Annotated in this window: 18 protein-coding genes; 8 read left to right on the top strand and 10 right to left on the bottom strand. The window is 50.3% G+C overall.

Annotation, left to right across the window (positions count from 1 at the left end):
• Nucleotides 1-42: 42 nt before the first annotated feature.
• A complete protein-coding gene (locus tag GU926_RS07010; RefSeq protein ID WP_160690359.1) occupies nucleotides 43-1,164 on the bottom strand; it encodes a S1 family peptidase in 1,122 nt (373 codons plus the stop codon).
• Between the two features lie 49 nt (nucleotides 1,165-1,213).
• On the bottom strand, nucleotides 1,214-1,792 hold the full coding sequence (locus GU926_RS07005; RefSeq protein ID WP_160690357.1) for an RNA polymerase sigma factor: 579 nt from the start codon (nucleotides 1,790-1,792) through the stop codon (nucleotides 1,214-1,216).
• 142 nt (nucleotides 1,793-1,934) lie between these two features.
• Here GU926_RS07005 and GU926_RS07000 point away from each other — a divergent pair, with 142 nt between their 5' ends.
• Nucleotides 1,935-2,162 carry a hypothetical protein gene (locus GU926_RS07000; RefSeq protein ID WP_160690355.1) on the top strand — a complete coding sequence of 76 codons (228 nt, stop codon included), beginning with the start codon at nucleotides 1,935-1,937 and terminating at the stop codon, nucleotides 2,160-2,162.
• Between the two features lie 157 nt (nucleotides 2,163-2,319).
• On the opposite strand, the gene GU926_RS06995 is transcribed toward GU926_RS07000, so the two are convergent.
• On the bottom strand, nucleotides 2,320-3,504 hold the full coding sequence (locus GU926_RS06995; protein WP_160690353.1) for a proline dehydrogenase family protein: 1,185 nt from the start codon (nucleotides 3,502-3,504) through the stop codon (nucleotides 2,320-2,322).
• Between the two features lie 107 nt (nucleotides 3,505-3,611).
• Between GU926_RS06995 and GU926_RS06990 the strand changes: the two genes are divergently transcribed.
• The 4 genes from GU926_RS06990 to GU926_RS06975 all read left to right on the top strand — a co-directional run bounded on the left by GU926_RS06990 (nucleotide 3,612) and on the right by GU926_RS06975 (nucleotide 8,137).
• Nucleotides 3,612-4,697: a bifunctional 3-deoxy-7-phosphoheptulonate synthase/chorismate mutase type II gene (locus GU926_RS06990; protein ID WP_160690351.1), complete on the top strand. Its 1,086-nt coding sequence runs from the start codon at nucleotides 3,612-3,614 to the stop codon at nucleotides 4,695-4,697.
• A 67-nt stretch (nucleotides 4,698-4,764) separates the two neighbouring features.
• On the top strand, nucleotides 4,765-5,805 hold the full coding sequence (gene aroB, locus GU926_RS06985) for a 3-dehydroquinate synthase (RefSeq protein ID WP_160690349.1): 1,041 nt from the start codon (nucleotides 4,765-4,767) through the stop codon (nucleotides 5,803-5,805).
• Nucleotides 5,802-7,043 carry a 3-phosphoshikimate 1-carboxyvinyltransferase gene (locus tag GU926_RS06980; RefSeq protein ID WP_160690347.1) on the top strand — a complete coding sequence of 414 codons (1,242 nt, stop codon included), beginning with the start codon at nucleotides 5,802-5,804 and terminating at the stop codon, nucleotides 7,041-7,043. Before aroB ends, GU926_RS06980 begins: the two co-directional genes overlap by 4 nt.
• A gap of 551 nt (nucleotides 7,044-7,594) precedes the next feature.
• Complete coding sequence (locus GU926_RS06975) at nucleotides 7,595-8,137, top strand: DUF4142 domain-containing protein (protein WP_160690345.1); 543 nt, start codon at nucleotides 7,595-7,597, stop codon at nucleotides 8,135-8,137.
• A gap of 82 nt (nucleotides 8,138-8,219) precedes the next feature.
• Here the strand turns inward: GU926_RS06975 and GU926_RS06970 are convergent, their stop codons facing one another.
• From GU926_RS06970 to GU926_RS06945, 6 genes are all read right to left on the bottom strand, one after another.
• The gene (locus tag GU926_RS06970; RefSeq protein ID WP_160690343.1) at nucleotides 8,220-8,990 is read right to left on the bottom strand and encodes an ABC transporter substrate-binding protein; all 771 of its coding nucleotides are present in this window, start codon (nucleotides 8,988-8,990) and stop codon (nucleotides 8,220-8,222) included.
• A 350-nt stretch (nucleotides 8,991-9,340) separates the two neighbouring features.
• Nucleotides 9,341-9,907, bottom strand: coding sequence for a GNAT family N-acetyltransferase (locus GU926_RS06965; RefSeq protein ID WP_160690341.1), 567 nt, complete (start codon nucleotides 9,905-9,907; stop codon nucleotides 9,341-9,343).
• 133 nt (nucleotides 9,908-10,040) lie between these two features.
• Complete coding sequence (locus GU926_RS06960) at nucleotides 10,041-11,111, bottom strand: M42 family metallopeptidase (RefSeq protein ID WP_160690339.1); 1,071 nt, start codon at nucleotides 11,109-11,111, stop codon at nucleotides 10,041-10,043.
• 77 nt (nucleotides 11,112-11,188) lie between these two features.
• Nucleotides 11,189-12,751, bottom strand: a complete 1,563-nt coding sequence (locus GU926_RS06955) for an acyl-CoA carboxylase subunit beta (RefSeq protein ID WP_160690337.1) — start codon at nucleotides 12,749-12,751, stop codon at nucleotides 11,189-11,191.
• A gap of 676 nt (nucleotides 12,752-13,427) precedes the next feature.
• The gene (locus GU926_RS06950; protein ID WP_160690335.1) at nucleotides 13,428-16,034 is read right to left on the bottom strand and encodes an ATP-dependent Clp protease ATP-binding subunit; all 2,607 of its coding nucleotides are present in this window, start codon (nucleotides 16,032-16,034) and stop codon (nucleotides 13,428-13,430) included.
• A gap of 107 nt (nucleotides 16,035-16,141) precedes the next feature.
• Nucleotides 16,142-16,747, bottom strand: coding sequence for a WbqC family protein (locus GU926_RS06945; protein ID WP_160690333.1), 606 nt, complete (start codon nucleotides 16,745-16,747; stop codon nucleotides 16,142-16,144).
• Nucleotides 16,748-17,486: 739 nt separating this feature from the next.
• Here GU926_RS06945 and GU926_RS06940 point away from each other — a divergent pair.
• From GU926_RS06940 to GU926_RS06930, 3 genes are all read left to right on the top strand, one after another.
• Nucleotides 17,487-18,497 carry an LLM class flavin-dependent oxidoreductase gene (locus tag GU926_RS06940; protein ID WP_160690331.1) on the top strand — a complete coding sequence of 337 codons (1,011 nt, stop codon included), beginning with the start codon at nucleotides 17,487-17,489 and terminating at the stop codon, nucleotides 18,495-18,497.
• A gap of 303 nt (nucleotides 18,498-18,800) precedes the next feature.
• A complete protein-coding gene (locus GU926_RS06935; RefSeq protein ID WP_160690329.1) occupies nucleotides 18,801-19,670 on the top strand; it encodes a lysophospholipid acyltransferase family protein in 870 nt (289 codons plus the stop codon).
• Nucleotides 19,671-19,810: 140 nt separating this feature from the next.
• The gene (locus GU926_RS06930) at nucleotides 19,811-20,215 is read left to right on the top strand and encodes a response regulator (RefSeq protein WP_160690327.1); all 405 of its coding nucleotides are present in this window, start codon (nucleotides 19,811-19,813) and stop codon (nucleotides 20,213-20,215) included.
• 118 nt (nucleotides 20,216-20,333) lie between these two features.
• On the opposite strand, the gene GU926_RS06925 is transcribed toward GU926_RS06930, so the two are convergent.
• Nucleotides 20,334-20,963, bottom strand: a complete 630-nt coding sequence (locus GU926_RS06925; protein ID WP_160690325.1) for an L-threonylcarbamoyladenylate synthase — start codon at nucleotides 20,961-20,963, stop codon at nucleotides 20,334-20,336.
• Nucleotides 20,964-21,018 lie beyond the last annotated feature (55 nt).

The following is a 21,018-nucleotide window of genomic DNA, read 5'->3' as shown; positions in this document are numbered from 1 at the left end:
AGTTTCCGGGAAAACTCCCGAAAAACGGATAGAACAAAGGGTTTAATTGTAAACTTTGACCATGTACACAAAGTCCTGCAATTTTTTCAACTGCTGAGGTCTGGAGGTGCCGGAAAGGCTATTGGTCTTAGGCAGGTTCACGGGCTGTGGCAATCTGCTGGCCGGCAACTGGTCCAGCAAGGTTAACAAGTAGGCAGACTTCACGGCGAAGGCCGCCCCGTCTACGCCCAGCATTTTGCCAGAAATCACGCCAATCATGTTTCCTTTGTCATCCAACAATGGGCCGCCGCTGTTGCCAGGGTTTAAAGGAATGGAAATCTGATAAGAAGAAGTATCACCGTATACGCCAGATTTAGAGCTAAGCGTACCGTCCCCAAACACCAGGTCTTCTCTTGGATAACCTAAGGTAAACACGCGCTCGCCTAAGTCGCTTTCTTTAGACTTAAACGAATAAGGCAACTTCCCGAAGCCATGGAATGCCGTGTCTGTAACCTGCAACAGGGCCAGGTCGCGCACCTGGTCTGAATACACTTCTGCTACTTTATAACGGTCGCCGGCTTTGTTTTCAATCATGAGCGAGTCTGCGCCTTCTATGACATGGTAGCTGGTGACAAAATACCCGTCTGCCGTCAAGGCGAAACCTGAACCAGTGAACTGGCCCGGGTTGACAGAGGCTCTTGGCGTGGTGGTGGCATCCTGCAACAAGGCGTTCTGCTTGCGTTTAAGAGCGTCTACCTCACGGCGTAACTCTACGTAGCGCGCGGTTTGCTGTTGGTTGGCAGAGCGCCACAGCTCCATGCCCATCAGGCTACTAAATACCGTGACGATGGCCACCGTGGCCGCCACCATCATGGTGGCCGAATATTGTTTTAAGAAAAGACGGATGGCTGGGGTTTTGCGAACAGGGGCCGTAGTGGCAGCCGCTGGCTTGGTTTGGCCAGGATTTTCTGCCTTCCACTCCTGGTGCAGCCCGTTTAAGCGCTGGCGCAGCACCCGCTGCTTGCCATGTGACTGCAACGAGGCCGTCAATAGTTTAAAATCCTGCACCCGCTTCGCGAAGGCCGGATCAGAGGCAATGCGTTCCTCCAACTGGGCCCGCTCGGCAGAGGTGACTTGGTGTTGGTGGTACCGTTCAATCAATTCGTATAAATCGCGTTCACTCATATTGCTTCACCCTTAGTGCGGGTGCCTGTTGTCTGATCTTGGCCAGAGGTCACATAGGCATCTGGTAATCTGTGAAGAAGAGTTTCTTCAGGCGCATGAGGCATTTGTATTTCTGGTTCTTGGCAGAGTCTGCGTTGGTGTACCCAAACTTCTCCGTGATCTCCGGCATGCCCATGCCCTGTATGTAAAAATCTTCCAGCAGCGTTTTGCAAGGTTCTCCCAGTTGCTCCAGAGCGGTGGCCATGGCGGCAAACTTGAGTTCGTTCTCTTCTGCCTGGCCGGCGTCTTCGTCTACCTGGGCCAGTTCCGCCTCTGTGTCTTCAATAAGACCATTGCTAAACCTGCTGCTTCTGGAGAGACGCTTCAACCATAAACGCCTGCATATGGAATACAAGTACGTCTTAATCTGGCAGTTAAGTTCCAGTTGGCCGCTTTTGATTTTCTCATAGAAGACAATGACGGCTTCCTGGTAAATATCCTTGGCGTCATCTTCAGAACCGTTGTTGTTGTATACAAAATGCAGCACCATGGGGAAGTGCATCTTGTACAGTTGTGAAAGAGCCGATTCGTCTTCTCTCCTGATTCCTTCTATAATGTCGGCATCGGCCACTAGCGCCTTGCTACTCATGCTATGTCAATTAATACAGGTTCAGGGAATTAGTAACCCATCAGAAAAAAAATAAAAAATTTTCTCAAACGGTGGGTTACCTCCCGGGGGGTAGTGGTATGAAGGGTGAAAATTAAAGCTAAAACCCTTAAAACACATTAAAATGAAAAAGGTATTTTCTCTTGCTCTAGTTGCTGGTATGTTCGTATTCGCTTCTTGCGAAACTAAAACTGCTGAAACTACTGAAACCACTACTGAGACTACAACTGAAGCTACTGATGCAACTGCAACTGATGCTGCTGCAACTGACGCTACTGCTGACACTACAGTAACTACAACTACTACTGACACTACTGCTACTACCACTACTACTGGTACTACTGCTCAGTAATTAACCGCGTGCCTCTGGTACGCAGTTAAAAAACGTCTCCTGTGCCTGGCATGGGAGACGTTTTTTTTTGTGCCTGTGTCAAAATGTTTGGGCAAAAGAACGCCTCGTTTTTGGGCTGTTTTCCAGAAAACTGGCCAAAAACGAGGCGTTGCTGTATTTAACTCCGCTGCTTGCGGCGGGCTCTTTCCTTACTAATCAGGTTGAACTCGCGGCTGCTTTGACCGGCAATGGCAGTGTTCTCATCTGCGCGGCGCAAGAGGTAGGGCATGACGGCTTCTACCGGACCGTACGGCACGTACTTGGCCACGTTGTAGCCGGCGTGCGCCAGGTTGTAGGACAGGTTGTCGCTCATGCCCAGGAGCTGCGCAAAGAAGAAACGCTCGTCTTTGGGTTCAATGCCGTGCTGGGCCATCAAGTCCATAAGCACGTAGCAGCTGTCTTCATTGTGGGTACCGGCGCAGATGGCAATACGGTCAGCGTGCTCCACGCAGAAAGTTAAAGCGGCGTTGTACAAATCATCCGTGGCCTGCTTGCTGGGGTTGATGGGGTTGGCGTAGCCTTTTTGCTGAGCAGTTCTGGCTTCTTTCTCCATGTAGGCGCCGCGCACCAACTTGCCACCCAGGTAATAACCGTTACGCAAGGCATTCTCATAATCCCGCTTGATGGCATCCAGGCGGTCATGGCGGTAGAGTTGGTAAGTGTTGTAGACAATGGCGCGCTCCTTGTTGTAGAGGGCCATCATCTCATAGGTGAGTTGGTCAATGGTCTCCTGGAACCAGCTTTCCTCTGCGTCAATGAAAATGCGCACGCCGCGGTCAAATGCCCGCTGGCAGATGGCTTGTACGCGGGCCCTGGCCTTGTCATAGGCGGTTTGCTCCTGGGCAGTAAGCGCCTGCTTGTCCTGCACCTTGGTCAAAAGCGCACTGTCTGCCACGCCCGTCACCTTGAAAACCGAGAAAGGAATGTGGGTAGAGTTGTGTGCCCGCTCAATGGTGGCAATGATTTCCTGCGCGGTGTGGTCAAAGCTTTGCTCAGAGCCTTCGCCCTCCACAGAATAGTCCAGAATGGTGCCGATGTGAGACCTGCCCAGGCGCTCAATGGTGGGTGTGCATTCTTCAATGGTTTCACCGCCGCAGAACTGTTCAAAGATGGTTTTCTTGACCAGGGTTTTCACGGGCAGCTTCCATTCCAGGGCCTTGCGCATGAGGGTACCGCCTGTTTTTACCAATAGGTTGTTGTTCATGGCCGCAAACAAGAGGTAGGTCTTGTAAAGCTGGGCGTCAGATTGGTCCGCGAAGGCGATGGCCGTATTGTCAAATGAAACTTTAGGGTCAGGATTCATTTAATAAGTGCTAATTTAGACCCTGCAAAGATAACCAAAAACCGCTCTCTGGGCAGGAATGTTTTACGTAAATAGACAGACGTACCCCAGATGAACGATTGGCAGACATGGAGAGTAGAAAGCAAGACAATTATTTCCACCAGTTGGGCAAACTGCGCCGCAAACCGCTGGCCATTGCCGGGCCTTGCAGTGCTGAGAGCCGCGAGCAGGTGCTGGACACCGCCCGCCAACTAAAGGAATTACAGGTAGACATATTCAGGGCGGGCGTCTGGAAACCCCGCTCCAAGCCCGGCACCTTTGAAGGCGTGGGCCTGGAGGGAATGGCCTGGCTGCAGGAGGTTAGGCATGAGTTTGGCCTGCCCGTAGCCACAGAGGTAGCCAAGCCCCAGCACATAGAATTCGCGCTCAAGCACCACATAGACGTACTCTGGATTGGCGCGCGCACCAGCGTGAACCCGTTTGCGGTACAAGAATTAGCCGAGGTTTTACGCGGCACTAATGTGCCAATCATGGTCAAGAACCCCGTGAACCCAGACCTGGCCTTATGGGCCGGCGCCATAGAACGCCTGTGGGCCGTGGGCCTAACAGACGTGGCCGCCATTCACCGGGGCTTCTCTAGTTATGAGCCCAGCCAGTACCGCAACCTTCCATTGTGGCAGCTGCCGGTGCAGTTAAAGGCGCAGTACCCCAATCTACCCATTATTGTAGACCCCAGCCACATAGGGGGCAAGCCCGAACTGATTTATCCGCTGTCACAGAAAGCGCTGGATCTGGACTTTGACGGTGTCATGATAGAGACGCACCCCAACCCCAAGGCGGCGCTCTCAGACGCAGACCAGCAGATCACACCAGCGGTGTTAGGTGAGATATTGACCAAGCTGCAGGTGCGCAGCATGCCAGACCAAGCCTTTGTGAGCCGGGCAGAAGAATTGCGTAAGAAAATTGACCGCGCTGACCGTGAGATCATAGAGGCCCTGGCCCGACGCATGCGCGTGGTGGAAGAGATAGGCAAAGACAAAAAGGAAAACAACGTGGCTGTGCTACAGCTGGAACGATGGAACGAGATCTTCCAGACGCGCCCGCAATGGGCCGCCCAGATGAACCTCACCCCAGAATTCATTCAGGAACTCTACCAGCTCATTCACGTGGAGTCCATCAGAATTCAAACCGAAGTAGTGAAGAAAGACGCATAAGTTAGAGAGTGTCGTTTTTGGCCAGATTTCTGGAAAACAGGCCAAAAACGACCTAACCGTATTTACCGTGACAGAAGAAATATTCATAGGGAAAGATGCCCTGACCCAGGCGCAGTCCTTACTGGCCAACAAAGCCTATAAGACGGTGGTGGTGTTGGTAGATGAGAACACATTTGTCCATTGTTATCCCTTATTGAAGTCCCATTTGCCAGAGAGCCACCACGTGGTGCAGATTCCCAGCGGCGAAGAAAACAAAACCTTGGCTACCTGTGAACACGTCTGGCGGGAGCTCACCAACCTGCACCTGGACCGCTGGTCCCTAGTGGTGAATCTGGGTGGCGGCGTCCTGACAGATCTGGGCGGTTTCTGCGCCAGTTTGTACAAGCGCGGCATACGGTTTGTGAACGTGCCCACCACCTTGCTGGCCCAGGTAGACGCCAGCGTGGGCGGCAAGACGGGCATTGATTTCATGGGCTTCAAAAACCATCTGGGCGTGTTCAGAGAACCGGTGGCAGTGCTGGTGAACCCAGACTTCCTTCATACCCTGGACCTTCGTCAGATTAAGTCAGGCTACGCCGAAATCATCAAGCACTGGCTCATTGCAGACGCAGAAATGTTCAAAGCCCAGCGCTACATTGGCCTGTTCACCGAAGACTGGACTCCCCTGATTGAGCATTCCATCAAGATAAAGTCCAGAATTGTAACGGCAGACCCCCTGGAGAATGACCTGCGCAAGGTCCTCAACTTCGGGCACACCATTGGGCATGCCGTGGAAAGCTATTTTCTGGAAAAGCCGGGTCAGATGCTGTTGCACGGCGAGGCCATTGCGGTGGGCATGCTCTGCGAGGCGTGGCTGTCTGTGCAGAAAGGCCTTTTATCCCCCGAAGAGCTGGACCAGATAGAAACGTTCCTCCATTCCATTTATGAAAAAGTACCCCTGCAGGAAAGTGGTCTGGCGGCTATCAGTCAGCTATGCCTGCATGACAAAAAGAACAGCGGCGCTACCATCAACTGTACCTTATTAGAGAGGATAGGAATGGCCGTGTATGACCAACCCATTACCCTGCAAGAGGTGCAAAGCGCCTTGCGCTACTATCAACTTTTATGATTACTACTTCTTCCGTACGCGTGTCTCATGCCACTCAGGTATTGACCGGCACCGTGTCCCTGCCGGCCTCTAAAAGCGAAGCCAACCGTGCCCTCATCCTTAGGGCGCTGTCTGGCCAGGAGTTTCCCATCCATAACCTGTCAGACGCCAATGACACCCAGTTGCTGAACCGCCTGCTTTCTACCCCCGCCGGGGCTGAGGTGAGCGCCGAAGATGCCGGTACCGTCATGCGTTTTCTCACCGCGTATTATGCCATCAAGAACCAGAAGGTGACACTCACCGGCACTGCCCGCATGTGCCAGCGGCCCATTGGCGTGTTGGTGGACGCCTTAAGAAAATTAGGTGCGCAGATTGAGTATCTGGGGCAGGAGGGATTTCCACCATTGCAAATAAAAGGGTTTGAATACGCGGGTTCCAATCAACTAACCGTTCGAGCTGACATCAGCAGCCAGTACATTTCGGCGTTGCTCATGATAGCGCCTTTGTTGCCTGTAGGCTTGAAATTGACTTTGGAGGGTAAGATTGGGTCAGAGCCTTACATCAGGATGACGCTGGCGCAGATGGCGCATTTTGGCGTGCAGGCAAGCTTTGAAGGCAATACCATTACCGTTCCCGCGCATCAGTATGAACCCAAAGTGTACACGGTAGAGTCAGATTGGTCGGCGGCCAGTTACTGGTACAGCGCGGTGGCTTTGGCAAAAGAGGCAGACCTCCTGTTGCCCGCCTTGCGTGCAGATTCCCTGCAAGGCGATAGCGTGCTGCCCCGTTTGATGGCGCCTTTTGGCGTGCACACGCAGTTTGTGGCAGAGGGCGTACGGCTCACCAAGCAAGAACTCCAGGAACCCTTAGAACGAATTGATTTTTCGGCCTGTCCAGACCTGGCCCAGACAGTGGCCGCCCTGGCTGCCGGGTTGCAGGTAGAAGTGGAGATGACCGGACTGGAAAGCCTTAGAATAAAAGAAACCGACCGCGTATTAGCCTTACAGCAGGAACTTCCCAATGTTGGAGCCACTTTGCAAGAAACTGAAGAGGGCGTTTTTACGGTGTTTTCTGGAAAAGAGGCTAAAAACGACCCAAGCATCCATACCTATGAAGATCACCGCATGGCCATGGCCTTTGCGCCGCTTGCCCTGCGCCAGCAGATAGAAATAGAAGAACCGTCCGTCGTGAAGAAGTCCTACCCGCGGTTCTGGGAGGCACTTGCAGCAGTAGGATTTGAAATTGAGCCTATCTCTTAAGCTTTCCATTTACGGGTTGAAAGCCACCCGCCTCGGAGATATTTTCTTCAGGTGGTAGGGTATCCAGTGATTTACCCGAGTATTGAACAGAGAAGCAGCGGCAACGCTGCTTCTCTGTTTTTATGGACATTATATTGCTGCCATCTGGCTGGTTTTTCGTGGGCTCATTTCAACAGTTCAAATTCTTCCTTCTGGCTTTCCTTTGTGAAAATTATTGAGCCTTTTTTCTACATTCTATAAGCTCTTTATATAGGTTTTCCTCTCGCTCATTCATTTCCATTTACTGATTATTTTATCCTAGACATCACTACACTAAGTATAAAACGAAGGCTTTATAGGGCGTAGAGGCAGGTGGGCTTATAAGTGGCTGTAAATGAGTTGAAAATGTAAAGAAAATAGGATGTGTTGGGAACTATATAGATTAGTTCAAATTTAATTTAAATTATATGATAGTTGAAATATGGCAATATTTCGCGCTTAGTAAATGAACTTTTCTAACATAGGATGATGTTGACCGTATAAGCAACAAAACTAACCTGAATATGAAAGCTATGAAAAAATATAATGTATGGATGCTGAATGCAGCCTTCTTATTTGGAAGTGTTTCGTTAGTATCATGTGCCCAAGAACAAACAGCTGCGCAGAAAGAGGACAATAAGAAAGTTGCTCAATTCCTGCAGAAAGCGGTAGAGACAGATAATTTCGGGATTGTGACCGGTATCTTGGCCACAGACAAAAGTAAAGCCGAAGCCGTAGGGGATTACGGGATGACCATTTCCAACGTACACGCCAAAACCAGCCCGGTGTTAGAGGATTTGGCTAAGAGAAAATACGTAGAAGTGAAACAGACGCTGCCCGAAGAAAAGAAGACTTTGGTAGCCAACCTGGAGAAGAAAGACTCCGTTGAATTTGACAAGGAGTTCATTGACGTACAGATTGCCGCTCAGAAAGAAGCAGTAGCCCTGTATGAAGAAGCCGACAAGGAACTGAAAGATGCTGAGATCCAATCATTCATTGATCAGGTGTTACCAGTTTTAAAAGAGCACTTACAAGAAGCCCAGGATTTGAAAATGGCTATGGCCACTCCTAAATAAGCTTAGCCTATACATTGAAAAGCCCTTCTGCCACTTTGGCGGAAGGGCTTTTTTTATTTCCTTGGGTGGCTGTGGCTCAAGTCTACAGGGCGCGCACAGCTTGCAATACCTTCTGCAAGTAGGGGACCGCTTGCTGCAACCTGCTCCCGTACCAACTGAACATTTCACCGTCCACAATCAACACTTTTGCGCTGGGGCAGATGTCCTGGAATTCTTGCACGTGCTTTTCTTGAAACGGAAACGGCTCTGAGGAAAGCAGAATCACCTGCGGGTTAAGTGCGGCCAGGTTCTCTGGCGTCACTTCTGGGTAGCGGGGCAGGTGGTGCAAGGCGTTCACGAAGCCGCAGCGGGTGAGCACGTCATCAATGAAGTTGTGTCCGCCCACGGCCATGTACGGGTTCTTCCAGATAAAGTAAGTCGCTGTGACTGGCGGTTGAATAGGTTGTAATGCCTCAAATTGTGTTTTGATGGAGGAGATAAGTACCTGCACTTTTCCTTCTGTTTGCGTTATCTTCCCAATCTGGTCCATCATGTCCAAGGCATCTTCCAGCGTGTAAATATCGCTCATCCAGACGGGGTATTTTTGCTGCAGCGCCTCTATGCCCTCCTGGTAATTTTCTTCCTTGTTCCCGATGATTAAATCTGGTTGGAGTTGGTCAATCACGTCCAGCTTGAAATTCTTAGTCCCGCCAATTTTGATTTTGCCTTTCACCAGTTCCTTCGGGTGAATGCAAAACTTGGTCACGCCCACCACCCGGTCACCTAAGCCTAACTCAAACAATAGCTCCGTCTGCGAAGGCACCAAAGAAACAATTCGCTGCGGATATGCTGGCACCTCTACCAGACGCCCCATCTGATCTGTAAACACCCTTTTTTAATTAAGAATTAAGAATTAAACTCTATTGACAGTAAGTGCTTTTCAACCTCTCATTCAGTCTCTCAATCATTCAACCACTCATTAATTTGTCATCCTGAAAGGACCTTGTGGGCCAACTAGACCTTCAGTGGCTAAACATGCATTTCATTTTTGGCCACTTTCCTAGGAAACTGGCAAAAAACGGTTCCAAGCGCATTGTTGATTAAAAATCCATACGGACACATGCGGACGCTTGCGTCATGGCTCCCATTTGTATCACCGTGCTCTACCTTGCAAGAAAAAGGCGTTTTTGGGTTATTTCCTAGGAAACAGGCCAAAAACGGATTCTACTCAAAATCTCTATCTGCCAATGAGGCGTTGGCCAGTTGCCATTCTCTGTGTAGGAGGGCATAGACAAAAGAATCGCACCACTCGCCTTTGATGAAGATGTTTTCTATGAAGTGGGCTTCTTTGCGCATTCCCAGTTTTTCCATGACGCGGTAAGATCCGGTGTTGCGCGGGTCGCAGTCGGCCCAGATGCGGTGCAGGTGCAGTTCTGTAAACCCGAAGTTCATCATGGCCTGCGCCGCCTCCGTCACGTAGCCCTTGTTCCAATACTTGTGGTTGAGCAAGTACCACAGTGCCGCATCCTCGGCGTCATAGTCGACCTTCATGCCTACGCGCCCAATGAGCATGTCGGTTTGTTTGATGACAATGGCCAGGTCATAAATGGTGCGCGGGTCTTCCTGTGACTCCTGCATGCATTGCAACACATGCTGCTGGCTTTCCTGAGCATCGCGCACGTCACGGGTCTGGTAGCGCATCACCTCCTGGCTGGCCTCATACAGGTTAGTGAAATGCCAGTCATCTTCCTTGAATTCTCTTAGTAAAAGCCGGGGCGTTTGTAATTGCATGGGAAAGGGTTAAGGCAACGAAAGTAAGAAGGAATAGGGCTTTTACATACAAAGACCTGTGAAGAGATGCGCTCCACAGGTCTAAGATAGTCGTCGTTTTTGGGTTATTTTCTGGAAAAGAGGCCAAAAACACTTATTTCAGGTATCGGAAGTCATGGTCTGCCTCTAGCTGAAGCAAGAACTCATAATACAGTTTGATGATGTTGTCCACGTCGTCTTTGTGCACGGTCTCTACGGTGGTGTGCATATACTTAAGCGGCAAGGAGATTAAGGCTGAAGCCACGCCTTCAGAAGAATAAGCAAAGGCATCAGTGTCAGTGCCGGTGGCGCGGGTGGCAGCGGCGCGCTGGAACGGAATCTCGTTTTTCTCAGCTACCTCAATCAGCATGTTGAGCACGTTGTTCTGCACCGCCGGGCCATACGTCAAGACAGGGCCTTTACCGCAATGCAAATCGCCGTGGGCTTTTTTCTCATAGCCTTGAGACTGCGTGTCATGGGTCACGTCGGTGATGATGGCTAGGTCTGGCTTGATGCGGTGGGCAATCATTTCGGCGCCGCGCAGGCCAATCTCTTCCTGCACCGCATTTACGATGTACAAACCAAACGGTAGTTTCTTTTTGTTTTCCTTTAGCAGGCGGGCTACTTCAGCAATCATGAAACCACCAATGCGGTTGTCGAGGGCACGGCCTACGTAGTATTTGTCGTTCATCACCCACAGTTCATCGTCAAAGGTGATGACACAACCCACATGAATGCCCAGCTCTTCTACTTCTTGCTTGTTGGTAGCACCGCAGTCTAGAAAAATAGTTTCTACGGTGGGAGCTTTGTCCTGCTCTGGCTTGCGCACGTGAATGGCGGGGTAGCCAAACACCGCTTTTACAGGGCCGTTTTTAGTATGGATGTTTACGCGTTTAGAAGGCGCAATCACCGCGTCTGACCCGCCGTTGCGGCGCACGTAGATGTAACCTTCGGCGGTAATGTAGTTCACAAACCAGGAGATTTCATCGGCGTGGGCCTCAATGACCACTTTGTATTTGGCCTCTGGGTTGATAACGCCCACCACTGTGCCGTAGGTGTCTACAAAATATTCGTCTATGTATGGTTTGATATAGTCTAACCACAACTTCTGGCCGGGAGCTTCAAAGCCGGTAGGGGCCGCGTTGTTCAGGTAGGTGTTTAGAAAATCAAATGATTCTTGTCTCATGGTCTAGGTTACAATCTAGTATAAAGGGAAAGGGCCGAGGGCAGTTTCCTGCGCTCAGCCCTATTGGTATATGCTTTTTATAAAGGAATGTTGCCGTGTTTTTTCTTAGGCAACTGATCCACTTTGTTTTCCAGCATCTTAAAGGCCTTAATGAGTTTGGCTCTGGTCTCAGATGGGTAGATTACTTCATCCACAAACCCGCGGTGCGCGGCTCTGTATGGCGTGGCAAACTTAGACTGGTACTCGGCTACTTTCTCGGCTAGCTTGGCTTCTGGATCTTCTGCGGCGGCAATCTCTCTTTTGAAGATAATTTCCGCGGCACCTTTAGCGCCCATTACGGCAATCTCAGCGGTTGGCCAAGCGTAGTTCAAGTCAGCGCCAATGTGCTTTGAGTTCATTACGTCATATGCTCCGCCGTAAGCTTTACGGGTAATCACAGTCACGCGTGGCACAGTGGCTTCACAGAAGGCGTACAATAACTTAGCGCCGTTGGTAATGATGCCTCTCCACTCTTGGTCGGTGCCCGGCAAGAAGCCTGGTACATCTTCCAAGACCAGCAAAGGAATATTGAACGAGTCGCAGAAACGCACGAAACGAGCCGCCTTGGTAGAAGCATTGATGTCCAAAACGCCTGCCAAAACAGCCGGTTGGTTGCCTACAATCCCAATGCTACGGCCCGCCAATCTTGCAAACCCAACGACTATGTTCTCCCCGAAGTTCTTGTGTACTTCCAGGAACGAGCCAGCGTCAATGATACCCTCAATCACCTCGCGCATGTCATACGGTTGGTTGGGGTTTTCTGGGACGATGGTATTGAGGATGTCGCGGGTTTCATCTGTCTTGGCTTCATAGGGCAAAGCAGGAGGAAGCTCCTCGCAGTTCTGTGGCATGTAGCTTAACAGCTGTTTGATGTTCTGGATGCAAACCACCTCATTGGCGCAGGAGAAATGCGTCACGCCGCTTTTGGTGCTGTGCGTGCTGGCACCGCCTAATTCCTCAGAAGTCACCGTCTCATGCGTCACCGTTTTTACCACGTTAGGGCCGGTCACAAACATATACGACGTGTCTTCTACCATCAAGATAAAATCAGTGATGGCCGGAGAATAAACCGCACCGCCGGCGCATGGTCCCATGATACCAGATAATTGAGGTACCACGCCAGAAGCTAAAGTGTTTTTGTAGAAGATATCGGCGTAGCCGCCCAAAGAAACCACGCCTTCCTGAATACGGGCTCCGCCAGAGTCATTGAGACCAATCACGGGCGCGCCGTTTTTCATGGCCAGGTCCATAATCTTGACAATCTTTTCGGCATGGGTTTCAGAAAGTGAACCTCCAAATACGGTGAAGTCTTGAGAGAACACATACACCAGACGTCCGTTCACAGTACCGTAGCCGGTCACCACGCCGTCACCCAGGTAGTATTCTTTGTCTAGCCCGAAGTCTTTAGAGCGGTGCATGACAAACTTGCCAATCTCTTCAAAAGAGCCTTCGTCCAGGAGTAAGTCTATGCGTTCACGGGCAGTGAGTTTGCCTTTTTTATGTTGAGCATCAATGCGGGCCTGGCCTCCGCCTAAAAGGGCCTCTGCGTTTTTGCGGTCTAAAATCTCAAATTTACCTTTTGATGTAGTCTGGTCTGACATTGAAGCAGTTTGATGTTGATACAAGAAATCAAATTTAGGAAAGTATAAGCCACCGCGAAATTTTCACCCTGCTTTTCTTCTGGTACTAGCTAGATTCCTAGGCAATAGGGGAGTAGTGTGCAAAAAAATCAGTTCCAGCCGCTGACAGCAACTCGTTTTTGGCCTCTTTTCTGGAAAACAGGCCAAAAACGGAATAGCCAAGTCCCTTCTCCCTTCTCCCTGAGGGAGCCCTAACCCTCCCCAACGGGGAGAGATTTTCTATCTGGTTCTATTCCTTGGCCTGTTCCCTGACAGGACAACAAATAGAGGGGGATACGTGTCGGTCTGTCAGGGGACAGACCGAGGGAAAGGGCGGGACGACTGCGTATTTCTGTAGAGACAACGGTACCGCCTTGTCTCCCACGCATTGCCTCTTCTGCTAAGTTCATCACCTGTACATGTGAACACCCCTCTACAAAGCTCCGCTCGCTGTCTCAAACACTCGTTTGGGTAATCCTCAAGGGGAGAATCTGCGTTTGGCACAGGCCATTGGCACAGACATTCTAAGGGGCTGAGAATACTATGAAGTTATTTGAGTTTTTGGTATTACCGTTTTTGGCCTGTTTTCTAGAAAATTGCCTAAAAACAAAAAAGGCTGACAGTTTGTCTGTCAGCCTTTATGTAAGGTTATAAATGATTAGTCTTTGGACTTCTCATCTGTGGGCGTTGTCTCTTCTGAAGGAGTTTCTGAAATCTCATCAGAGGTATCTGGAATGTTGTCAGATTTCTCGCCTTTGCGGTTGCTGAAGGTAAGCTCCTCTTCGCCTTCCTTATAGTCAATGAGAATCACGTCGCCTTGGGCTAGTTCCGCTTTTAGAATCTCTTCTGCAATTGGATCTTCCATGTACTTGGTGATGGCACGGTTCAACGGGCGGGCACCATATTTAGAATCATACCCTTTTTCAGCCACAAAATCTTTGGCTTTGTCAGTGATCTCAATGGTATAGCCCAACGTTTTCACACGGCCCAACAGCTTGGCAAGCGAGATATCAATGATTTTATGGATATCTTCTTTGGCCAGCGAGTTGAACACAATCACGTCATCCAAACGATTCAGGAACTCAGGCGAGAACGTTTTCTTCAAAGCACTGGCAATAGTGCCTTTCATGATTTCATCCACGTTGTCCTGACGGGTTTTGGTGGCAAAACCAACCCCAGCCCCGAAGTCCTGCAAATCACGCGCGCCAATGTTAGACGTCATGATAATGATGGTGTTTCTAAAGTCAACCTTGCGACCCAGACCATCTGTCAAGACACCGTCATCCAATACTTGCAATAACAGGTTGTACACGTCTGGGTGCGCTTTCTCAATCTCATCCAATAGGACAACTGAGTATGGCTTGCGACGGATTTTCTCTGTCAGCTGACCACCTTCTTCATACCCCACATAGCCTGGAGGCGCTCCTACCAAGCGAGATACACTGAATTTCTCCATGTACTCACTCATGTCAATACGCACCAGAGAATCTTCTTTGTCAAACAGGTAGGTAGCCAACACTTTGGCCAGCTCTGTTTTACCAACCCCGGTAGGACCTAAGAAGACAAACGAACCGATTGGCTTTTTAGGATCTTTCAGACCAACGCGCGTCCGCTGGATGGCTTTCACCAACTGCTTAATCGCTTTGTCCTGGCCAATCACCTTGCCGCTCAGCTCTTCGCCCATGTTGAGCAGTTTCAAGCTTTCTTTCTGGGCGATACGCTTCACAGGGATACCGGTCATCATGGCGATTACCTCGGCCACGTTTTCCTCTTTCACGGTGTAACGCTTCTTCTTGGTTTCCTCTTCCCAGTTCTTCTTGGCCGTTTCTAGCTGGTCAAGCAGTTTTTTCTCTTTGTCGCGCAGTTGAGCGGCCTCTTCATACTTCTGGCTTTTCACCACGCGGTTTTTCTCTTCCTTGATGTTCTCAATAGACTCTTCAAGTTTAAGAATATCCTCTGGGACGATGATGTTGTTGATGTGCACGCGCGCACCAGCCTCATCCAGAATGTCAATGGCCTTGTCTGGCAAGAAACGGTCAGACATGTAGCGATCACTTAACTTCACGCAAGCCTCAATGGCTTTGTCTGTGTAGTTGACGTGGTGGTGGTTCTGGTACTTATCTTTGATGTTGTGCAGGATCTCAATCGTCTCCTCTGGGGTGGTAGGGTCTACCATCACCACTTGGAATCTACGGGCCAACGCACCATCTTTCTCAATGTATTGACGGTACTCATCTAAAGTAGTGGCACCAATACATTGAATCTCACCGCGCGCCAAGGCTGGTTTGAACATGTTGGAGGCATCCAGAGAGCCAGAAGCTCCGCCGGCACCCACAATGGTGTGCAACTCATCAATGAACAGAATCACGTCAGGAGATTTTTCCAGCTCGTTCATCACGGCTTTCATGCGTTCCTCAAACTGACCGCGGTATTTAGTACCTGCCACCAAAGAGGCAAGGTCTAAGGTTACCACGCGTTTGCCGAACAGAACGCGAGAAACCTTCTTCTGGATGATGCGCAGGGCAAGGCCTTCAGCAATCGCTGTTTTACCAACACCTGGCTCACCAATCAAGATTGGGTTGTTTTTCTTACGACGGCTCAAGACCTGGGCTACACGCTCAATCTCTTTTTCGCGGCCCACAATCGGGTCCAACTTGTCTTCTTCGGCTAGCTTGGTCAAGTCACGGCCAAAGTTGTCTAGAACCGGCGTTCTAGACTTCTCTGCGCCGGCTTTCTTGCCCGCACTGCTGGCTCCTTTAGAAGAGGAAGACCCAAAGAGTTTATCGTTGTCGTCGTTGTCGTCTGTATCTGAGGATGCGAGTGGGTTGTTAGCATGATAGTCTAACGAATCCCGGATGGCTTCATAGTTCACGTTGAATTTGGCTAGAGTTTGTGATGAGATATTATCCTCATCCCGCAAAATAGACAAGAGCAAATGCTCAGTTCCAATGATGTCTGACTTGAAGATTTTGGCCTCCAGGTAAGTGATCTTAAGAACCTTTTCTGTCTGCTTTGTGAGCGGAATACTTCCAGTAATGTTCGTGTTAGGACTAGCGGTGTTTTTGGTGGCCTGCTCCAATGAATATTTGAGCTCCTCCATGGGTACCCCTAGTTTTTTAAGCAAAGCAATGGCGGTGCCTTCTCCTTCGCGGATCATACCCAGAAGCAAATGCTCTGTGCCAATGTAGTCATGGCCTAAGCGGATTGCTTCCTCGCGACTGAGAGAGATCACCTCTTTCACTCTATTAGAGAATTTGGCTTCCATGTAAGTTCTTGTCTAGTAAATTGTTGTAGTGCGTTAACTGCACTTGTTGGTGGCAATGACCACGCTAGAGTTTTAACAAGTAGCGGAGGGCAAATGTTCACAGAAAACTAACTGTTCTGCAAGTAAAGAGATGCCTCTGGCCCAAGGTTGAACAACAAGTCCAGTATACTCAGATTAGGTGCAAATTGTTTGCCAAATACCTGCGCATACTCCTTTATGTCCAAATTGTCAGGCTCCCGCTTGGGGTGGAGGACATTGCGCAGGTCCAGCACCGGCGCAGGGTAGTCTACCTCATATGTTTCTGTGAGTCTGATAGGTGTTTTCAGTTTCAGGAACTTGAAGTAGAGCTTCATTAGCTCCAGATTGAGCTGAAACAGATATGTTGGTTTCCTCTCATATACCGCCTGAATATAGTCCCCGTAAAACTCAAAAAAGGGCGCGTTGCCGTACGCACTCTTGATGGTACGCCAGTGCACGTCTACCCAGCGCTGCTCATACTCTATCTCCAGTTCTGTGATCTTTATTTTCTTGTTTCCGTTTTTGACCGGCACCGTCAAGCCCAGCACGCCCTGGGCCGTGAGGATGTGGCACCGGTTGCGGTAACTCTGCTTTTGGTAATGCTCCTGGCTCTCCAGCAGAATCTCTTCTGCCAGGACGGCTTTCTGGAACCAGGCGATGCTGGGGTGGTAGTGTAGTTCTGTCAGTAAGGGCATGCGGTACGCGAAATGGAATGCCTGCAAGTAAAGAAAATAATTGAAAGTATTGGTTTGCTTAGGGCAGGAAACCGTTTTTTGTCTGTTTTATAGGAAATAGGCAAAAAGCAGATTTTTCTCTATTTCACGTTTTGTATTGTCGTTGGCTGTTCTTAAGCAATGCCGCTTGCTCCGGTTGCCTTTTGCCCTTTTCGTAGCCGTTATTGGTGTTTTCTCCAACGTCCCGGACTACCTTTCTGCCGTGCGCTTCCGTTGGCTGTTCCTGAACAATGCCGCTTGCTCCGGTGCCCTTATGCTGGGTTGTTTCATCTTAACCGCTAAGCGCTCACGGCCGCGGGGCCCCGTCTTCCCGCCTCGCGCTGTACCAGCTTGCCTCTTCTGCGTAGCACCTTCCTAGCGAGTTGCTAAGCCATCTCTCCGTCGCGTCCGGTGTCCTTCTTTGAGCCGGCAACCTGCTTAGGCGACTCGCCGGAAAGACTGGATTGGGTGCCACTAGCTGGAGCCTCTACTAAACGCAGATTCTCCCCTTGAGGGGAGCGAAGAGGGGTGTTAATAATTGCTGGGAAACCAACAATCAACCTATTCCCAGACTCAAAATTCAAAACTCGCGACTCAGGACTCTTAACGTGGTATCCTTTTAGTAACGGCCAATATTAGCTTTCTCAGAACTAAAGCCCCGTACTTTTGCCTTATAACTTATCACTCGTACAAAGAGGAGTGACCAGAAAGAATAGATGTTATGGCGAATAAAAAATTAAGTGATATACCGGTTTCTGTCCTGGATTTGGTGCCCGTGCGCGAAGGCCAAACTCCCACAGACTCGTTTAAAAACACCATAGAACTGGCGCAGCATGTAGAGAAATGGGGCTACCAACGCTACTGGATGGCTGAGCACCATAATTTTGTGGGCATCGCTAGTTCAGCCACTGCGGTTTTGATTGGCCATGTGGCCGGCGCTACCTCCAAAATACGCGTAGGCTCCGGTGGGGTCATGTTGCCTAATCACGCGCCCTTGGTGGTGGCAGAGCAGTTCGGGACGCTGGAAAGTCTGTATCCTGGCAGAATTGACTTAGGCTTGGGCCGAGCGCCCGGTACCGACCAAGGCACGTCCATGGCTCTGCGCCGGGTTTTGCGGGGCACCGTAGATGAATTTCCGAACAACGTGGTGGAACTGCGTGATTATCTGGGGGATGTGGACCCCAATGCCAAGGTGCGCGCCGTCCCCGGCGAGGGTACCCACGTGCCCATATACATTCTGGGTTCTAGTACGTTTGGTGCGCAGCTGGCCGGCATTCTGGGAATGCCGTATGCGTTTGCCAGCCATTTTGCGCCTTCGCATTTAAAGGCTGCCCTGCACATGTACCGTGAAAGCTTCCAGCCTATCGGCAAATTGAAAGAGCCGTACGCCATTGCCTGCGTGAACGTGATTGCGGCAGACACCGATGAAGAAGCCTTGTTTCAGTCCACTACACTGTACCAATCCTTCCTGAACGTAGTGCGCGGCACTGGCAAACGCATGCTGCCACCCGTCAAGAGCATGGACGGATTGTGGGATGCCTCTGAACGCTACGCCGTGCAACAAATGCTGCGCTATTCTTTTGTAGGCAGTCCGGCCACTGTAGAAAGTGAATTGCAGACCTTCTTAGATGAAACTCAGGTAGACGAAATCATGGTGGCCTCCAATATCTATGAGCCCAAAGACAGGCTGCGCTCGTATGAAATCCTGTCTGGGATGTTTAAGAAAGTATAAGTTTGATTTCAAACGCACCAGAAGGCCGCCGCTCTAAAAGCAGGCGGCCTTCTGGTTTTTGTGGTTTTGGCGGGCGTTCAACGGCTTGGCTTCCGCTACAAAGGCAGGTTTGTCACTTCACTTAACGGCGGATCTGTTTGGGGTTGAGGCGCGTAATCCTTACTTTCGAAGATAATTATTGTCTGAATGCCAGGGCGCCCGTGCGTTTTTGGCCTCTTTTTCCGGAATCTTATCAAAACCTTACCCGCTCTCACTCGCACCCGGCCTAAACTCAAGCCCAGTCAACTGCCGCTCTGGTGGCTTTTGAAGGGCATCTCCCTGCTTCCATTCTGGGTGCTGTATGGCTTTTCTACGTTCTTGTATGGCGTGTTGTACAAGCTGATTGGCTACCGGAAGAAAGTGGTGCGACAGAACATTGAGCGGTCGTTCCCCGCCAGAACGCAGCAGGAGCACCGGCAGATTGAAAAGCAGTTCTACCAGAACCTCTGCGATGTAATTGTGGAGACCCTTAAAATGGTATCTATCTCACCTGCGGAACTACAGAAGCGCGTTACCTTCAAAGGAAATGAAAAGGCCGAGGCCTATCTACAGCAAGGCCACCAGATTATTGCCATGGGCGCGCACCTGGCCAACTGGGAGATCATGTCGGCGGCGGGGAATCTGCGGTTTGACTTTCCCATTGACGGGGTGTACAAGCCTCTGAGCAGTTCTTTCTTTGAGGCGTTCATGGTGTTTCTGCGCAGCCGCTTCGGCATCCAATTGATTCCCATGAAGGACACGCTCCGGCACATGATTCGGCATAAAAACCAGCCCAGGCTGTTCACCATGCTAGCCGACCAGGTACCGCCGTACGGCCATATCCAGTACTGGACCACGTTCCTGCACCAAGACACCGCTTTTTATGTAAGCGGAGACAAGCTGCGCGAATCGTTTGGGTATCCGGTGTTTTTTGTGGGCATGAAACACCAGCGCAGAGGCTACTTTGAAATTGAGTTTATAGAGCTTTTCCCGCCCCTGCAGGAAAAAATAGAAAGCAAGCAGCACCCCGTCACCCACACCTTCGCCCGCCAGCTGGAACAATGGATTGAAGCCAACCCATCTGACTACCTCTGGTCCCACAAACGCTGGAAACATAAGAAGCCTGCGGAGCAGGCTCATAGCCCTGAGTCCTGAAACAGAAAAAATCTGGATCTTTTTTTGAAACGGATGGATGTTTTCCCATTTCATACGTTAACGCTCCGTTAAGAAGAGGTAAGAAGAAGCTGACCAAATCAGTCGGCTTGATTCCTGCCTTCCCTACCGTAGCAGTAATAATGAAAAAGTTAGATTTGATCATGCTCATCGAGGACGACCCCACGGCCACCTTCCTCGCTCACCGCGTCTTAAAGAACAGCAGCTTAGCTGAAAACCTCTGCACCGCCCGTAACGGAAAGCAGGCGCTTACTTTTATTCAGAGCCATTTTGGCGCCCCAGACTACCACCCCTTGCTCCCCTCTGTATTATTGGTTGACATTAGCATGCCGGTGATGGGCGGGTTTGAGTTCTTACGGCAGCTAGACCTGCTTCACCTCAAAAAGAGACCATGGGTGGTGATGCTCTCCTCTTCCAGGAAAAAAGATGACGTAGAGAAAGCGTTCCAACTCAACGCCGACGGCTACTTCACCAAACCCTTCAGAATAGAAGACCTAACCGAATTCCTGACAACAGTCCCCCAATAATTCAATCCGTTTTTGGCTTGTTTCCCAGAAAACAAGCCAAAAACGGGAAGGCCCGCAGGTTTGACCTGCGGGCCTTCCCGTTAAAAAAGACTCAGGACTAGACTATTGGTAGTCCAGACTATAAAAAGTCCTCAATGTCTCCGGCCCCCTCGCGAAGGACTTCAAACTCATCATTCTCGCAGTTGATCACGGTAGAAGGTATGTTGTTGCCGTAGCCGCCGTCAATGACCAGGTCTACCAAATTGCGGTATTTTTCATAGATCAGTTCTGGGTCGGTGGTGTATTCCACTACTTCGTCCTCGTCATGAATGGAGGTGCTCACAATGGGGTTGCCCAGTTCGGTGACCAGGGTCAGGCAGATGTTATTGTCTGGCACGCGTATGCCCACGGTCTTGCGTTTCACGCCGCCAATCTTGGGCACTTTGCTGCTGGCTTCCAACACAAAGGTGAAAGGACCGGGCAACGCCTTTTTCATCACCTTATAGGTCTGGGTGGAGATTTTGGCGTATTCAGAGATGTTGGTCAGGTCATTGCAGACAAAGGAAAGCTGCGCCTTGGCCGGGTTCAAGCCCCTAAGCTGGCAGAGACGTTCCACGGCGCGCACGTTGTGCAGGTCGCAGCCCAGGCCGTAAATAGTGTCTGTGGGGTAAATCACCAATCCGCCTTTTTTCAAAACCTCCACTACCTGGGCCAGGGCTTTGGGTTGCGGGTTGTCTGGGTGAATCTTCAGGAAGGTAGCCTGTGCCATTTTAATGAGTGATTGAGTGAATGAGTGATTGAGTGAATGGGTTTGTGGCAACCTC

This window comes from Nibribacter ruber (assembly GCF_009913235.1).
GTDB classification, from domain to species: Bacteria; Bacteroidota; Bacteroidia; order Cytophagales; family Hymenobacteraceae; genus Nibribacter; species Nibribacter ruber.
The sequence above is the reverse complement of the archived record's forward strand: the minus strand, read 5'-3'. Positions and strand labels throughout refer to the sequence as shown.

What these genes read in the sequence shown, in the direction of transcription:
- GU926_RS06990 (WP_160690351.1), top strand. Translation starts at nt 3,612, where the DNA reads ATGGAGAGTAGAAAGCAAGACAATTATTTCCACCAGTTGGGCAAACTG.
- GU926_RS06975 (WP_160690345.1), top strand. Translation starts at nt 7,595, where the DNA reads ATGAAAAAATATAATGTATGGATGCTGAATGCAGCCTTCTTATTTGGA.
- GU926_RS06980 (WP_160690347.1), top strand. Translation starts at nt 5,802, where the DNA reads ATGATTACTACTTCTTCCGTACGCGTGTCTCATGCCACTCAGGTATTG.
- GU926_RS06925 (WP_160690325.1), bottom strand. Translation starts at nt 20,963, where the DNA reads ATGGCACAGGCTACCTTCCTGAAGATTCACCCAGACAACCCGCAACCC.
- GU926_RS07010 (WP_160690359.1), bottom strand. Translation starts at nt 1,164, where the DNA reads ATGAGTGAACGCGATTTATACGAATTGATTGAACGGTACCACCAACAC.
- GU926_RS07005 (WP_160690357.1), bottom strand. Translation starts at nt 1,792, where the DNA reads ATGAGTAGCAAGGCGCTAGTGGCCGATGCCGACATTATAGAAGGAATC.
- GU926_RS06955 (WP_160690337.1), bottom strand. Translation starts at nt 12,751, where the DNA reads ATGTCAGACCAGACTACATCAAAAGGTAAATTTGAGATTTTAGACCGC.
- GU926_RS06995 (WP_160690353.1), bottom strand. Translation starts at nt 3,504, where the DNA reads ATGAATCCTGACCCTAAAGTTTCATTTGACAATACGGCCATCGCCTTC.
- GU926_RS06945 (WP_160690333.1), bottom strand. Translation starts at nt 16,747, where the DNA reads ATGCCCTTACTGACAGAACTACACTACCACCCCAGCATCGCCTGGTTC.
- GU926_RS06965 (WP_160690341.1), bottom strand. Translation starts at nt 9,907, where the DNA reads ATGCAATTACAAACGCCCCGGCTTTTACTAAGAGAATTCAAGGAAGAT.
- GU926_RS06930 (WP_160690327.1), top strand. Translation starts at nt 19,811, where the DNA reads ATGAAAAAGTTAGATTTGATCATGCTCATCGAGGACGACCCCACGGCC.
- GU926_RS06960 (WP_160690339.1), bottom strand. Translation starts at nt 11,111, where the DNA reads ATGAGACAAGAATCATTTGATTTTCTAAACACCTACCTGAACAACGCG.
- GU926_RS07000 (WP_160690355.1), top strand. Translation starts at nt 1,935, where the DNA reads ATGAAAAAGGTATTTTCTCTTGCTCTAGTTGCTGGTATGTTCGTATTC.
- GU926_RS06970 (WP_160690343.1), bottom strand. Translation starts at nt 8,990, where the DNA reads ATGGGGCGTCTGGTAGAGGTGCCAGCATATCCGCAGCGAATTGTTTCT.
- GU926_RS06940 (WP_160690331.1), top strand. Translation starts at nt 17,487, where the DNA reads ATGGCGAATAAAAAATTAAGTGATATACCGGTTTCTGTCCTGGATTTG.
- GU926_RS06950 (WP_160690335.1), bottom strand. Translation starts at nt 16,034, where the DNA reads ATGGAAGCCAAATTCTCTAATAGAGTGAAAGAGGTGATCTCTCTCAGT.